Genomic DNA, 14,743 nt, shown 5'->3' on the forward strand with positions numbered 1-14,743 from the left:
CCGAACACGCCATGCCCCGCCTCCTGCTCCTGACCGCCCTGCTCGCCCTGCACCTGGGGGCGCACGCCGCCGAACCCGTGCGCCCGCAGGACGACCTCTTCCTGGCCGCCAACGGCGATTGGCTGGCCCGCACCGAGATCCCGCCCGAGCGCAGCGCGGTGTTCGGCGCCGACCTGCCCGCCGCCGTGGACGCCCGCCTGCAGGCCCTGCTGGACGACCTGCAGCGCCGGCCGGCCCGCCAGGTGCAGCCCGGCAGCCCCGAGCAGCAGCTGCGCGACTTCCACGCCGCCCTGCTGGACACCGCCGCCATCGAGCGCGCCGGCCTGGCGCCGCTGCGCCCGCTGCTGCGTGAGATCGCCGGCCTGCGCAACGTCCGCGAGCTGGCCGCCTGGCAGGGCCGCGCGCAGGGCCGGCTGCAGACGCCGATCTGGCTCTGGGGCGGCTTTGCCGATTTCCGCGACCCCGACACCCAGCGCGTGATGGCCTGGCAGGGCGGCCTGGGCCTGCCCGACCGGGCGCATTACCTGGACGAACAACGCTTCGCCCCCGAACGCGCCGCCTACCGCCGCTACCTGACCGAGCTGGCCCGCCTGGCCGGCATGCGCGAGCCGGCCCAGCGTGCCGACCGCGTGCTGGCGCTGGAAACCCGCCTGGCCGCCGCCCACGTACCGGCCGAGCAGGCGCGCGACCCCGCCCGCATGCTCAACCCCCTGACCCCGGCCGAGCTGCAGGCTGCCGCACCGGGCTTTGACTGGCCGGCCTTTGCCGCCGCCGCCGGCCTGCCGCCCGACCAGGCCCTGATGGTGACCCAGCGTCCCGCCGCCGTGGCCATCGCCCGGCTGCACGCCGAGCTGCCGCTGCAGGACTGGCGCGACTACCTCAGCCTGCGCAGCCTGGACGAAGCCGCCCCGGTGCTGCCGGCCGCCTTCCGCGCCGCGCACTTCGCCTTCCATGGCCAGGCCCTGGGCGGGGCGCAGCAGCCGCAGCCACGGGCCCAGCAGGCGCTGGCGGCGCTGCGCAAGGCCCTGCCCGAGCCCCTGGCGCGCCTGTACGTGCAGCAGCACTTCCCGCCCGCGCAGCGCGAGCAGGTGCAGGCCATGGTGGGGCAGATCGTGGCCGCCTACCGCGAGCTGCTGCAGGCCAATGACTGGCTCTCGCCCGCGGCCCGGCGCGAGGCCCTGGCCAAACTGGAAGGCCTGCGCGCGAAGGTGGGCCACCCGGCGCAGTGGCGCGACACCACCGCGCTGCAGGTGCGCGCCGGCGACGCCCTGGGCAACCGCCAGCGCGCCCAGCGCTTCGACTGGGAGCGCCATGCGCGCGCCAACGGCCAGCCGGTGGACCGCGCGGCCTGGGCGATGTCCCCGCTGGAGGCCAATGCCTTCTACGACCCGATGCAAAACGAGATCAACCTGCCCGCCGCGCACCTGCAGGCGCCCTGGTTCGAGCCCGAGGGCGACGACGCCGAGCACTACGGCGCGCTGGGCGCGCTGATCGCGCACGAGATCGGCCACGCCTTCGACCCGCTGGGTGCGCAGTTCGACGCCACCGGCCGCCTGCGCCCCTGGTGGACCGAGGCCGACCGCGCCGCCTACGAGGCCCGCTGCGCCCAGCTGGTGGCGCAGGCCGAGGCCTTCGAGCCCCTGCCCGGCCAGCGCCTGAACGGCCGCCAGACCCTGGCCGAGAACGCCGCCGACCTCAGCGGCCTGCAGGCCGCCTTCACGGCCTTCCGGCGCGCCGCGCCGGGCAACGCCGAGCCGGCCGCCGCGCAGCGCTTCTTCCTGAGCTACGCGCGCAGCTGGCGCGCCAAGTTCCGCCCCGAGGCGCTGCAGCGCCAGCTGGCCGAGGAGACCCATGCGCCGCACGCCTTCCGCGCCAACGGCGCCGCGCAGAACCTGGACGCCTTCCACGAGGCCTTCGGCACCCGCGCCGGCGATCGCATGTACAAGCCGGCATCCGAACGCATCCGTCTGTGGTGATGAGCGCCTCCCCCACCTTCTGGCCGCGCGAGCGCGGGCTCTGGCTCTACCACCTCGGGGCCTGCGCCGCGGTGGTGGGGCTCACCCTGCTCAGCGGCCGCGCCTGGGGCCCCATCAGCACCAGCCTGCTGGCCGCCACCACGGTCTGGCCCCTGCCCTTCACCGCCGCCCTGCTGCTGCTGCGCTGGCTCTACCTGCGCCGCGATGCCGGCGCCCTGCCCATCGGCCGCCTGGTGGCCTGGACGCTGCTGGCCTGCAGCCTGGCCGGCCTGGCCGTGGCCGCGGCCGTGCAGGCCCTGGTGCTGCCGCTGACGCTGCGCGAACTGCCGCCCGGCACCGCGCCGGGGCCGCTGCTGCTGCGCTGGGTCGTCAGCGGCGGCCTGCAGGCCCAGCTCTTCCTGTGCGCCTGGGCCTTCGTGTACATCGGCATCGACACCCAGCGCCGCGCCCGCGCCGCCGAACTGGTGGGCCTGCGCCTGAGCCACAGCCTGCGCGAGGCGCAGCTGGCCCAGCTGGCCAGCCAGCTCAATCCGCACTTCCTCTTCAACGCGCTGAACAACCTGCGCTTCGTGGTGCACGAGGACCCGCCGCGCGCCGACGCCCTGGTGCTGGCGCTCAGCCGCCTGCTGCGCCACTCGTTGCAGGGCAGCCGGCGCGACACCCTGCCGCTGGCCGAGGAGCTGGAGGCCGTGCGCGACTACCTGGCCCTGATGCGCGTGCAGCTGGAAGAGCGCCTGCGCGTGGACTGGCAGCTCGCCCCCGGCCTGGAGCAGGCCGCCGTGCCGCCGATGCTGCTGCAGCTGCTGGTGGAGAACGCCATCAAGCACGGCCTGGAGCGCCTGCCCGGCGGCGGCCGATTGCTCATCGCCCTGCATGCCGAGGGCGGCCCGCTGCAGATCCGCGTGCGCAACGACTGCCCGGCCCCGCAGGGCCCGCAGCCCGGTGGCGCGCCCGGCCTGGGCCTGGGGCTGAACAATCTGCGCCAGCGCCTGCTGCTGCTCTACGGCCCCCGCGCCCAGCTGGAGGTGCAGGCCGGCACGGGCAGCTTCGAGGTGTGCGTGCAGCTGCCCCTGGAGACCGCATGACAAGCCCCCGCATCCGCACCCTGATCGTCGAGGACTCGCGCCTGGCCCGCGAGGGCCTGGTGCGCATGCTCGGCGCCTTCCCCGAGCTGGAGCTGGTGGGCCAGGCGGCCGACCTGGAGCAGGCGCTGGCGCTGACGCGCACCCTGCAGCCCGAGCTGCTGTTCCTGGACATCCAGCTGCCCGGCGGCAGCGGCTTCGAGCTGCTGGCGCAGCTGGACGAGGCGCCGCGCGTGATCTTCACCACCGCCTACGCCGAGCACGCCATCCGCTCCTTCGACCACCGCACCGTCGACTACCTGCTCAAGCCCATCGCCCCCGAGCGCCTGGCCCAGGCCGTGGCACGCCTGGGTGAGCCGGGCGGGGCCGCTGTGCGCCCGCCGCTGGAACGCGACAGCCGAATCTTCATCAAGGACGGCGAGCGCTGCCACCTGGTGAGCCTGGCGGAGATCCGCTGCATCGAGAGCTGCAAGAACTATGTGCGCGTGCACTGGGGCAGCCAGCAGGCCTACGTGAAGCGCTCGCTCAACGCCGTGGAGGAGCGCCTGCCGCGCGGCCAGTTCTTCCGCGCCAACCGCCAGATGCTGGTGAACCTGAAGGCCGTGCGCGAGATCCGCGAGGCCCTGGGCGAGGGCTATCTGCTGAGCCTGGACGACGGCCAGCGCATCGAGCTCTCGCGCCGCAACGCGGCCGAGCTCAAGGCGCTGCTCAGTCTGTAGGGCCTGTTCATACGACGCCAGGCCCTGGCTCAGAGCGGGCCGAGCACCCGCATCGAGTAGTCGGTCGCCTTCAGGTCCTTGGTCAGGGTGCCGAGGCTGATGCGGTCCACGCCGGTTTCGGCAATGCCGCGCAGCTGCTCCAGGGTGACGCCGCCGCTGGCCTCCAGCAGCGCGCGGCCCTGCGTCAGCGCCACCGCCTCGCGCATGCCTTCGAGCGTGAAGTTGTCCAGCAGCACGCTGGTGGCGCCGGCCTCCAGCGCCTCGTGCAACTGGTCCAGGTTCTCCACCTCGATCTGGATGCCCACGCCGCTGTTCAGCGCCTGCGCGGCACGCAGCGCAGCGGCCACGCCGCCGGCCGCGGCGATGTGGTTCTCCTTGATCAGGATGCCGTCGTACAGGGCCAGGCGCTGGTTCGCGCCGCCGCCCACGCGCACCGCGTACTTCTGCGCCAGCCGCAGGCCCGGCAGGGTCTTGCGCGTGTCCAGCACCACACAGCCCCTGGGGTTGGGGCTGGCGCCTTCGATCGCCTGCACATGCAGGCGCGTGCGCGTGGCCACGGCCGAGAGCGTCTGCAGGAAGTTCAGCGCCGGGCGCTCGGCGCTGAGCAGGGCGCGGCCATCGGCCTCGATGTCGAGGATCACCTGATCGGGCTGCATGGCGGCCCCTTCGGCCACATGCCAGGTCAGCTGGCAGCTCGGGTCCAGGGTCTTGAACACGCCCTCGAACCAGGGCTGGCCGCAGCACACCGCGGCCTCGCGGCAGCGCACCTGGGCGCGCACGCGCTGGTTGGCGGGCGTGAGCCGCGCGGTCCAGTCGGCCACGCCGATGTCTTCGAACAGGGCGTCGCGGATGTTGCGGGCGCGCGCCTCGCCCAGGGTCTCGTTGTGGTCAAACATGGGCCAGCTCCAGGCGCAGCGACGGCAGGCCGTCGATCGCGCAGTCCACCACATCGCCCGGCTTCAGCGCGGCCACGCCGGCGGGCGTGCCGGTGTAGACCAGATCGCCCGGCTGCAGCGCATAGAACTCGCTCAGGCGCGCCAGCAGCTCGGGCACGGACCAGATCAGCTGGGCCAGATCGCCCTGCTGGCGCGACTGGCCGTTGACGCTCAGCGTGATGGCGCCGCGTGTGGGCAGTTCGCCTTGCAGCGGCAGCAGCGCGCCGATGACCGCCGCATGGTCGAAGCCCTTGGCCACGTCCCAGGGCTTGCCGCCGGCCTTGGCCACGGCCTGCAGGTCGCGCTTGGTCAGGTCGATGCCCACGCCATGGCCCCAGATCGCGGCCGCCGCCTGCGCGGGCGTGGCCTGCTTGAGCGGCGCACCCAGGGCGATCACCCACTCCACCTCGTGGTGCAAATCCTGCGTGGCCAGCGGCCAGGGCAAGGCGCCCTGCGCGGCTGGCTCAAAGACGGCATCAGCCGGCTTGCTGAAGAAGAAGGGCGGCTCGCGGTCCGGGTCGTGGCCCATCTCGCGCGCGTGCTCGGCGTAATTGCGGCCCACGCAGTAGATGCGGTGCACGGGGAAGCGTTCGGTGCGGCCCTGCACGGCCACGCTGGGCGGGGGTGGGGGCGGAAAGAGGTAGGTGGCGCTCATGGGGCGCGATGGTAGGACGAGGCTTTTAGCTGCTGCGGCGGCGCAGCCGGTAAGCCCTTGTCAACGCCCCCCGCATCCACGCGCCCGCCCCCTGAACGGGCAGGCGCGCGCAAGCCTGTGCATGGCGAGACTGCGCGCCTCGCCGCAACCGGAGGCCCGCATGTTGCAGACCCCGCAGGAAGTCGATCCCGCCGTCATCTGGGGCATCCCCAACACCGGCAGCGTGCAGCTGCGCCCGCACGGCCTGGCCGAGGCCGGCTCGATCTACCCGGCTTGCGACGGCCGCCGCTTCCTGGCCACCGTGGGTGGTGGCGAGGCCTATTTCATCCAGGTCGAGGCCCTGCCCAGCGAGCGCTGGAAGGAAGGGCGCCTCTTCAAGCAGAGCGCCTTCTACTTCGGCGCCGACGTGGGCGGCTTCAGCGGCACCTCGCGCATCCTGAACGTCAAGCTGGCGGCCACCAAGTCGGTGCTGTCGGACTTCCTCGACATCTATCTGGGCTGCATGGCCGTGGCCGGCGGCCCCACCGCCATGGCCATCACCGGCATGAACCTGGTGGTGGCGGGCGGCAAGATCAAGCGCAACTACAGCCTGTACTGCGACGCGCTGGAGGCCTTTGTCGGCAACGACATGGAGCTGCGCCGCCTGATGCCGACCTTCCACGAGCAGGTCTACGTCGGCCTGTTCCTGGGCCGCATCGAATCGGACCTGACTGGCAAGGCCAAGGAGATGGCCGCCGGCGCCATCCCTGCGCCCAAGGCCGTCAAAGGCCTGATCGGCGTGTTCCTCGGCAAGGTGGGCGAGGACGCGCTCACCAGCCTGCTGAAGACCGTCAAGGACCTGATCAACGAGGTGCTGATCAAGACCATCGACCATGTGCTGGCCAAGAAGCCTGCCCTCAGCGAAGACCAGATCCGCCTGCTGGCCGTGCACCATGTGGTGCCGATGATCAACAAGGTCAGCCGCGTGGCGATGCGCGAGGACCGCGCGAAGGAGATCGTGCGGGAGGCGGTGCGGAACGCGGCGGCGGTGAAGCCGAGGTTGCAGAAGATTGCAGCGGCGATCGAGGCGATGGGCTGAGGCAGGACCGAGTGGGCTCCTGAGGGGCCCACGACGCCTGCCGAAGGACGGCCCATGTCTCGCATGGGGCGGCTGGGGCGAGGCAGCAAGCCGCCACCTCCGCCCGACCGACGCCATCAAGCGGCCCTTCTGTACGCGGCGACTTATCTTGCCTCAAGCGTCTGCCGCTCCATCCCTCGCCCATGAGCCGCCTCTATTACCCACTACCGATCTACCTGGACTCGCGACGGCAATTTCTGATCTGGTACTCCGACGTGACGGATGGCGTGCTGCTCGAAGCCACTGGGACGCTGATGCGCTTTGCTAGCGAGGCCACCCTTCGGTCCAAGGCGAGTCAACTCGGCTTGGCGATTGAAGACGGCGATGCCGTGCTGCACGATCTCAGCTCTATCGCCCGCTCGCTTCATTCCCGTCGCAACCGCCGCCTGGATTGCATCAAGGCTTTGCAGGCATGGAATCTGTTCGCGGACGTGGCTGCAAGCCTGCCGGACCGCGCGACACGCTTTGGCCGCCTGAACGCCTTGGCCGACCGCGAGTACTTGATGACTTTCGTTGCCAACAACCTACCGGCCGTCACGCCTGCGGGGCACCACTACGAGCCGTCCTTGTCAGCTTGGGAGCGCAAAAGAGTTCGCAAGATTCTGCGCGCCGGATTAGCCTTGGTGCGGTCTGAACTTCGCCGCGCAGTCGGCTGAGCGCCCACGCGCCATGCGCTTCTTCCCACCTTCGCAGCTGCCAAGCTCCGAGCCCCCAGGGCCTGAAGATCCGATGTCGCTCGCACCGCGCTGGCCCAGCCGCGCCCTTCGAATGGCATTGCTGTGCGGCAGTGTGGCCCTCGGCGGCCTGATCGCCTGGCTGGGTTGGGAGCGCACGGGGGCGACCCTTTGGTTTCTCGGCTTGCCAGGGGGCGTTGGGATGGGCGTGCTACTCGCCTATCGGCTCGGCGCCCTGCCCGGATCTGCCCGCGAGAAGGGCGGGCCCGTCCTCTGGTGAGGAGTGGCTGCCACGTTTCAGTTTCCGACCGCTTCCTAGGCCCTGGTGCAGGCGCTTCGAAAGACCCCGCCGGGTCTCGGCCCGGCACCCGACCTACCTTCTTTGCTTCGCCAAAGAAGGTAGGCCAAGAAAGGCGACCCCGATGCCTGCGCCCCCGGCTGCGCCGGGGGTGCCCTGCGGTGCGCGAAGAGCGGGCCCAGGCCCAAAACTCACTTCGCTCACTGCGTTCGCTCCGTTCAGACAGTTGGGCCAAGTCAGAGCACGAGGCGCGCTCACGCGCGCGGGCCCGCTCTTCTGTGCTCCTCGGCTTGGCATAGGGGAGGCCCCAAACAGCCAACAGCCAAATACCGAACAGCCCGCACTTCAACCAGCGCGCCGTTTCCTGGCTGTTGGCTGTTCGGGCTGCTGCCCCTATGCGCTGCCGAGAAGCGCAGCTTGGCTGGGCAGCGTGCAAAGCACGCGTTCAAGACTGACTCGGCCCAACTGTCTGAACGGAGTGAGCGAAGCGAACGCAGTGAGTTTTGGGCCGGCCCAGCCAAGCGAGCATCGCAGGGGACCCCAGCCGCAGGCTGGGGCTGCGCATCGGGGCTTGACCTTTTGGTTCCTTTTGGGTCAAGCCAAAAGGAACTCGCCTGCCGGGCTGAGCAGGCACCGAGCGAGGTCCAGATGGGCCTTGCGACGGCTTGCGAAGGACTCGCGCTTGCAAGCGCGAGTGCGGCCTGCAGGGTCGAAATCCCGGCGGGGTCTTGCGGAGTAAGCCAGACCTGCGATGCCCAGACTACCGACTACTCGGCGTACTCGGCGCCGGCTCCGCCGCCGCCAGCAGGCCGGCATTCGGCGCTTGCCGCTCCAGTTCGGCCGAGAGCTCCACATGCCGCCACAAATGCCGCAGCGCGCCGGCCAGGTCGCCCTGCTTCTCCAGCAGGCGCGCCAGCTGCAGATGGGCCTGGCGCTGCTGCGGCTTGCTCTGGATGCGCTCGGCCAGTTCCAGCCCGTGCTCGCTGCTGCGGATGGCCGCGGCCTCGTCGCCGCGGGCCAGGGCGATCTCCGTCCAGGTGCGGCTGGCGGCGGCTTCCAGCCAATGGTGCTGCAGCTGGCCGGCGATGCGCAGGGCCAGGCGGCAGTCGGCCGTGGCCCAGGCCAGTTCGCCGCGCGCCAGGGCGGCACGGGCCAGGTACCAATGGGCCTCGGCCTCGAACTCGCGGTGCTCGCCGCGGCGCGCGGCGGCCAGGCCGTGGCTGAACTGGCGCTCGGCGTCTTCCAGCTGGCCCAGCTCCAGATGGCCCACACCGAGGTTCAGCGCCACCTTGGCGGCCAGGTAGCTGTCGTTCAGGGGCTTGAGCTGCTGGGCGGCGTCGCGGTGGAAGCGCAGGCCGCTGCTCCAGGCGCCCATGGCGTAGTGGATCTGGCCCAGGCCGATGCGCGCCGCCACGGCCGCGCGCAGGTCCTTGACGGCCTCGGCCTGGTCGAGCGCCTGCGACCACTGCTCGGTGGCCTGCAGGTAATGGCCCTGCTGGTAGGCCACGCGGCCCAGCGCCTCGGCCAGGCGGGCGGCCTGGTGGCGCAGGCCCAGGGCCTGGGCCTCGCGGGCGCCGGCCTGCAGGGCCTCGGCCAGTTCCAGCGCACGGCCGCGGTGCTCCAGCAGGTAGAAGCGCAGATACAGCGCGTCCAGCGCCGCCGCCTGCTCGCCGCGGCCGCGCAGGCGCTCCTCCAGCGCCTGCAGGCGGCGCAGGGCGCTGTCCGGGTGGCGCTGTGCCACCTTGGAAAGGCGCCCACGCAGGGCGGTCGCAAGCTCGGAAGAGGGGCTGAGTTCGGGCAGCAAGGCGGACGCAGACAAAAAGTGATGGGCGGAACCGGAGCGCAGGATAGCGATGCAAGCCAGAATCGGACCGCTCCAGCGCCAAGCTGCAGTCTAGGCGCGTTTCAAGATTCCACTTAAGTACCAATTGACCATGCTTTTGGTTGGTATTAGAGTGGTATCCGAAATGCAGCCCTCCACGCCCCCTTCCTCCCCTTTCCTGGCCGGTTCGGCCGCTGCGCCGGTCCGCTTCTGGATCGGCGTGGACGGTGGCGGCACCCACACCCGGGCGCGCCTGTTCGATGCCGGCGCCCATGCGCTGGGCGAGGGCCAGGCCGGCCCCTCGGCGCTGGGCCAGGGGCTGGAGCAGGCCTGGGAACATATCCAGCAGGCGGTGCAGGCCGCCGCCCAGGCCGCCGGACTCGGCACGATCAAGCCCGCCGACTGTGCGCTGGGCCTGGGCCTGTCCGGCGCCAACAACCCCGCCCTCGCCGCCGCCTTCGTGGCCGGCAACCCGGGTTTTGCACGCGTGGCACTGGAGGGCGATGCCGTGACCGGCGTGCTCGGCGCCCATGGCGGCCGCCCGGGCGCTCTCTTGATCGCCGGCACCGGCTCGATCGCCCTGGCACACGGCGCCGGCGGCAGCCGCCGCCAGGCCGGTGGCTGGGGCTGGCTGAATGGCGACGAGGGCAGCGGTGCCTGGCTGGGCAAGGCCGCGCTGCGCCACGCCCAGCGCGCGCTGGATGGCCGCGACGCCACCGGTACGCTGGCGCGCGCCGTCTGGGCCCTGCTGGGCCCCAGCGCCGAAGACCTGCTGGCCTGGCAGGCGCAGGCCGGCCAGGCGCGCTTCGCCAGCCTGGCCCCGCTGGTGTTTGAACACGCCGACTCCGACGCCAAGGCGCAGCAGCTCTTGAGCGCCGCCGTGCAGCAGCTGGAAGACATGGTGCACGCGGTGGACCCCGCCGGTGAATTGCCCCTGGTGCTGAGCGGCAGCGTGGCCCAGCGCCTGGCGCCGCGCTTCAGCGCGCCGCTGCGCGAACGCCTGGTGGCCGCGCAGGGCGACGCCATGGACGGCGCACTGCGCCTGCTGCAAACCGCATTCAACTGAAGGACCCACCCATGCCCAAGCAGGTGCTGGAATTCCAAGCCGACGAACAGTCCTCCTCGCCGCTCTACCTGCAGCTGGCGGTGGCGCTGGCCAAGGCCATCAATGAAGGCCGCTACCAGGCCAACGAGGCGCTGCCGAGCGAGCGCGTGCTGGCCGAGGAACTGAACCTCTCGCGCGTCACCGCGCGCAAGGCCATCGAGCGCCTGGTGGAGCAGGGCCTGATCGTACGCAAGCGCGGTTCGGGCAACTACATCGCGCCGCGCCTGGAGCAGCCGCTCACGCGCCTGTCCAGCTTTTCGGAAGAGCTGCACCAGCGCGGCTTCGTGCCGCAATCGCGCTGGCTCAGCCGCGGCTTCGTGGCCGCCGGGCCGGACGAGCAGATTGCGCTGGAACTGAAGAGCGGCGAGCGCGTGGCGCGCCTGGAGCGCCAGCGCCTGGCCGATGGCGTGGTGATGGCCTTCGAGGTCAGCGTGCTGCCCGAGTCGGTGCTGCCCGAGCCGGAGGCTGTCAGCGCCTCGCTCTACACCCACCTTTCGCACACCGGCCAGGCGCCGGTGCGCGCGCTGCAGCACATCCGCGCCATCAATGCCGACGCCAAGTTGGCCGGCCTGCTGGAAGTGCCGCCCGGTGCGGCCGTGCTCTTCATCACCCGCGTGGGCTATGTGGCCTCGGGAAAGGCGGTGGAGCTGACGCACTCGTATTGCCGCAGCGATTACTACGACTTCGTCGCTGAGATGCGGCGCGACCCGGCATGACCAATCTGCAGGGTCAGTTCCTGACGCCGGCCGGCTTCGTGCACGGCCAGCTCGCCATCGGCGCGGACGGCCGCATCGCCGTGCTCGACGGCCAGGCGCAGACGGAGGTGCAGGCACGCGAATCCGGCCTGCCGCTCTTCCTGCCCGGCTTCATCGACACCCATGTGCACGGTGGCGGCGGCGCGGACACGATGGAAGGCGGCGCGGCCGTGCGTCAGCTGGCGCGCACCCATGTGCGCCACGGCACCACCGCCCTGCTGGCCACCACGATGACGGCGCCGCTGGAGGAGATCCGCAGCGCGCTGGCCGCGCTGGCCCCGGCCTGCACGCAGCGCGGCGCGGGCGAGGCGCGCGTGCTGGGCGTGCACCTGGAAGGGCCCTACATCAGCCCCGGCCGCCTGGGCGCGCAGCCCGATTACGCAAAACCCCTGGCCCTGGCCGAGCTGCAGGCCCTGCATGCGCTCGCACCCATCCGCCTCATCACGCTGGCACCCGAGCTGCCCGGTCATCTGGAGCTGATCCCGCAGCTGGTCGAGGCCGGCATGCGCGTGCAGATCGGCCACAGCAACGGCCGCTACGAAGACGGCGTGGCCGCGCTGCAGGCCGGCGCGCAGGGCTTCACGCATCTGTTCAACGCCATGACGGGCCTGCACCACCGCGAGCCCGGCATGGTGGGCGCGGCGCTGGCGCATGCCCAGCATGCCGAGCTCATTCCGGATCTGATCCATGTGCACCCCGGCGCCATCCGCGCCGCGCTGCGCGCGATTCCCGGTCTGTTCTGCGTCACCGATTCCACCGCCGCGGCCGGCATGCCCGATGGCGAGTACCGCCTGGGCCGCCACCTCGTCACCAAGTGCCTGGGCGGCGTGCGCCTGCCCGACGGCACCCTGGCCGGCAGCACGCTGACGATGGACCAGGCGCTGCGCAACCTCGTCGAGACCCTGGGCCTGAGCCTGAGCGAGGCGAGCAGCCGCTGCAGCTCGCAGGCGGCGCGCTACCTGGGCCTGACGGACCGCGGCGCGCTGCAGATCGGCCACTGGGCCGACCTGGTGGAACTGGACGCCGACCTGCAGCTGCAGGCCACTTATGTCGAAGGAGAACGGATTGAGCGCGATGCCGGCTGAACACAACACCCCCACGCTGATGGCGCAGGAATGCCGCAGCGCCCCCGAGCGCGTGGCCGAGCTGCTGGCGCATGACGCCGAGGTCTACGCCGCCCTGGGTGCGAGCCTGCGCGAACTGCCGCCCGCCGCGCTGGCCACCATCGCCCGCGGCAGCTCGGACCACGCCGCGCATTACCTCGCCTACCTGGTGATGGCGCGTCTGGGCGTGCTGGTGTCCTCGCTGCCGATGTCGCTGGTCACGCTCTACAACAGCCCGCTGCAATGCAAGGGCGTGGCCGGCCTGTCGTTCAGCCAGTCGGGCCAGAGCCCGGACCTGATTGCGCCGATCGAGTACCTGCGCGCCGGTGGCGCCCGCACGGCCGCCTTCGTGAACGACGCCGAATCGCCGCTGGCCCGCGCCGCCGAGTTCGTGCTGCCGCTGCGCGCCGGCCCGGAAAAGAGCGTGGCCGCCACCAAGAGCTACATCGCCCAGCTGGTGGCCGGCGCCCGCCTGGTGGCGCACTGGCAGGACGACGCCGTGCTCAAGCAGGCCCTGCAGGACCTGCCGGCACGCCTGCGCGAAGCCGCCGCGCTGGACTGGAGCGCCGCCATCGAGCCGCTGCGCAGCGTGGACCGCCTGTTCGTCATCGGCCGCGGCCCGGCGTTGGCGATTGCCGAGGAGGCGGCGCTGAAGTTCAAGGAGACCTGCTCGGTCTCGGCCGAGGCTTTCTCGGGCGCCGAGGTGCAGCATGGCCCCATGGCCCTGGTGGGCAGCGGCTTCGCGGCCCTGGTGTTCGCGCCGCGCGGCCCGGCCCAGGCGCAGCTGGTGGAGCTGGCCGGCCGATTGCGCGAGCGCGGCGCCACCGTGCTGCTGGCCGCCCCGGCCGGCACGCCGGGCGCGGACCTGCCGCTGGTGACCACCGGCCACGAGCACCTGGACCCGATTGCCGCGGTGCAGAGCTTCTACCCGATGGTGGAGCAGCTGGCGCGTGCGCGCGGCTTCGACCCCGACCGCCCCCGTCACCTCTCCAAGGTCACCAAAACCCAATGAGCCCGCTGACCCGCGAAGACGCCCTGCGCCTGGCCGCGCAGCTGGTGATGATCGACGTGCCCGGCACCGCGCTGGATGCCGCCACCGAAGGCCTGCTGGCGCGCTACCCGCTGCGCGCGGTCTGCCTGTTCCGCCGCAACCTCAGCGGCGTGGAGGGCACGCGCGCGCTGTGCGCGGCGCTGCAGCAGCGCCTGGGCGCGAAGGCGCTGATCGCCATCGACCAGGAGGGCGGCGCGGTGTCGCGTGCCACCTTCATTCCGGTCGCGCCGTCGGCGATGGCCTTGGGTGCGATTGGCAGCAGCGAGCGCGCCGAGGCCATCGGTGCAGCGGTGGCGCGCGGCCTCGCCCACCTGGGCGTGAACTGGAACTTCGCGCCGGTGCTGGACGTCAACAACAACCCGGCGAACCCGGTCATCGGCGAGCGCAGCTTTTCCGAGAATCCCGACGAGGTGGCGCGCCTGGCCAGCGCCTGGATGGCCGGCAGCCTGCGCGAGGGCGTGGCCTGCTGCGTCAAGCATTTCCCCGGCCATGGCGACACGCACGAGGACTCGCACCACGCGCTGCCCCAGGTGGACAAGAGCCTGGCCGAGCTGGAGGCGCTGGAGCTGCGCCCTTTCCGCGCACTGAAGGATCAGGCGCCGGCGCTGATGACGGCCCACATCGTCTATCCGCAGCTGGATGCCGAGTTGCCCGCCACGCTCTCGCGCTTCTTTCTTACCGAGCTGCTGCGCCAACGCATCGGCTTCGCAGGTGTGGTCATCACCGACGCCTTGATGATGCGCGCCATCGCCGACCGCTGGGGCCATGCCAAGGCCGCCGTGCTGGCCCTGCAGGCCGGTGCCGACCTGGTGCTGGCCCAAGGCACGGTGGACGAGCAGGTGGCCACGCTGGAAGCGGTGGCCGACGCGCTGCAGGACGGCCGCATCGCCGTGCCCGCCGCCCAGCAGGCCGTGGCCCGCGTGGACGCGCTGGCCGCGCGCTACCCGGCCACGCTGCGCGACTACCCGGACGAACAACGCGGGGCCGACGAGGCCCTGATGCACGCCACCTGCGCCGCCGCGCTGACCGCCCTGCGCGGCGCCCAGCCGCCGCGCGGGGCCTTGCGCGTCATCACGCAGAAGGCCGTGGTCAGCGATGGCGTGAGCGAGGCCGGCCTGAGCGCCGAGGAGGTGGCGACGCTGTGGCCGGCCGGCACCGACATCGAGTGGCTGCATGTGCCCGACCTCGGCCAGCTGCGCGCCGCCGACATCCCGCGCGACGGCCGCGTCAACGTGCTGGTGAGCAACCGCCGCGGCCGCTATGCCGAGGCGGCGAATTGGCCCATCGACCTGCACATCGCCCTCTGGAATCCCTTCCAGGCCCTGGACCTGCCCGTGCCCACGCTCTTGAGCTGGGGCTACCAGCGGCCCATGCTGGCGGCGCTGCGGCGCTGGCTGGCGGGCGAGCTGGCGGCACAGGGCAAGGCGCCCGTCGCAGCTTTGGGAGCGTGA

13 protein-coding genes are annotated in these 14,743 nt (G+C 71.9%); 10 read left to right on the forward strand and 3 right to left on the reverse strand.

Annotated features, from left to right (window positions below):
• Window positions 1-11 precede the first annotated feature (11 nt).
• The 3 genes from I7X39_RS07450 to I7X39_RS07460 are packed head-to-tail and all read left to right on the forward strand — an operon-like array spanning window position 12 to window position 3,777.
• Complete coding sequence (locus I7X39_RS07450; RefSeq protein ID WP_198110352.1) at window positions 12-1,976, forward strand: M13 family metallopeptidase; 1,965 nt, start codon at window positions 12-14, stop codon at window positions 1,974-1,976.
• Window positions 1,976-3,061 carry a sensor histidine kinase gene (locus I7X39_RS07455; protein ID WP_198110353.1) on the forward strand — a complete coding sequence of 362 codons (1,086 nt, stop codon included), beginning with the start codon at window positions 1,976-1,978 and terminating at the stop codon, window positions 3,059-3,061. The genes I7X39_RS07450 and I7X39_RS07455 overlap by 1 nt, the downstream gene beginning before the upstream one ends.
• A complete protein-coding gene (locus I7X39_RS07460; protein ID WP_232351803.1) occupies window positions 3,058-3,777 on the forward strand; it encodes a LytR/AlgR family response regulator transcription factor in 720 nt (239 codons plus the stop codon). The genes I7X39_RS07455 and I7X39_RS07460 overlap by 4 nt, the downstream gene beginning before the upstream one ends.
• Window positions 3,778-3,806: 29 nt before the next feature.
• Here I7X39_RS07460 and nadC read toward each other — a convergent pair whose 3' ends face one another.
• A complete protein-coding gene (nadC, locus tag I7X39_RS07465; RefSeq protein WP_198110354.1) occupies window positions 3,807-4,673 on the reverse strand; it encodes a carboxylating nicotinate-nucleotide diphosphorylase in 867 nt (288 codons plus the stop codon).
• Window positions 4,666-5,367, reverse strand: a complete 702-nt coding sequence (locus tag I7X39_RS07470; RefSeq protein WP_198110355.1) for a fumarylacetoacetate hydrolase family protein — start codon at window positions 5,365-5,367, stop codon at window positions 4,666-4,668. The genes nadC and I7X39_RS07470 overlap by 8 nt, the downstream gene beginning before the upstream one ends.
• Before the next feature lie 160 nt (window positions 5,368-5,527).
• Between I7X39_RS07470 and I7X39_RS07475 the strand changes: the two genes are divergently transcribed.
• A complete protein-coding gene (locus I7X39_RS07475; RefSeq protein ID WP_198110356.1) occupies window positions 5,528-6,445 on the forward strand; it encodes a hypothetical protein in 918 nt (305 codons plus the stop codon).
• Window positions 6,446-6,627: 182 nt separating this feature from the next.
• Window positions 6,628-7,140 (forward strand): hypothetical protein, encoded by a 513-nt coding sequence (locus I7X39_RS07480; RefSeq protein WP_198110357.1) that lies wholly within the window; start codon window positions 6,628-6,630, stop codon window positions 7,138-7,140.
• Window positions 7,141-8,216: 1,076 nt separating this feature from the next.
• Here the strand turns inward: I7X39_RS07480 and I7X39_RS07485 are convergent.
• Entirely contained in the window at window positions 8,217-9,260 is a 1,044-nt protein-coding gene (locus I7X39_RS07485; RefSeq protein ID WP_198110358.1) for a tetratricopeptide repeat protein, read from the reverse strand.
• 163 nt (window positions 9,261-9,423) lie between these two features.
• Here I7X39_RS07485 and I7X39_RS07490 point away from each other — a divergent pair, with 163 nt between their 5' ends.
• The 5 genes from I7X39_RS07490 to nagZ are packed head-to-tail and all read left to right on the forward strand — an operon-like array spanning window position 9,424 to window position 14,743.
• The gene (locus I7X39_RS07490) at window positions 9,424-10,344 is read left to right on the forward strand and encodes a glucosamine kinase nucleotide-binding domain-containing protein (protein WP_198110359.1); all 921 of its coding nucleotides are present in this window, start codon (window positions 9,424-9,426) and stop codon (window positions 10,342-10,344) included.
• An 11-nt stretch (window positions 10,345-10,355) separates the two neighbouring features.
• Complete coding sequence (locus tag I7X39_RS07495) at window positions 10,356-11,099, forward strand: GntR family transcriptional regulator (protein ID WP_198110360.1); 744 nt, start codon at window positions 10,356-10,358, stop codon at window positions 11,097-11,099.
• Window positions 11,096-12,223: an N-acetylglucosamine-6-phosphate deacetylase gene (gene nagA / locus I7X39_RS07500; protein WP_198110361.1), complete on the forward strand. Its 1,128-nt coding sequence runs from the start codon at window positions 11,096-11,098 to the stop codon at window positions 12,221-12,223. The genes I7X39_RS07495 and nagA overlap by 4 nt, the downstream gene beginning before the upstream one ends.
• The gene (locus I7X39_RS07505; protein WP_232351804.1) at window positions 12,213-13,253 is read left to right on the forward strand and encodes an SIS domain-containing protein; all 1,041 of its coding nucleotides are present in this window, start codon (window positions 12,213-12,215) and stop codon (window positions 13,251-13,253) included. Before nagA ends, I7X39_RS07505 begins: the two co-directional genes overlap by 11 nt.
• Window positions 13,250-14,743, forward strand: a complete 1,494-nt coding sequence (gene nagZ / locus I7X39_RS07510) for a beta-N-acetylhexosaminidase (RefSeq protein ID WP_232351805.1) — start codon at window positions 13,250-13,252, stop codon at window positions 14,741-14,743. The genes I7X39_RS07505 and nagZ overlap by 4 nt, the downstream gene beginning before the upstream one ends.

This window comes from Inhella proteolytica, assembly GCF_016093275.1.
Taxonomy (GTDB): domain Bacteria; phylum Pseudomonadota; class Gammaproteobacteria; order Burkholderiales; family Burkholderiaceae_C; genus Inhella; species Inhella proteolytica.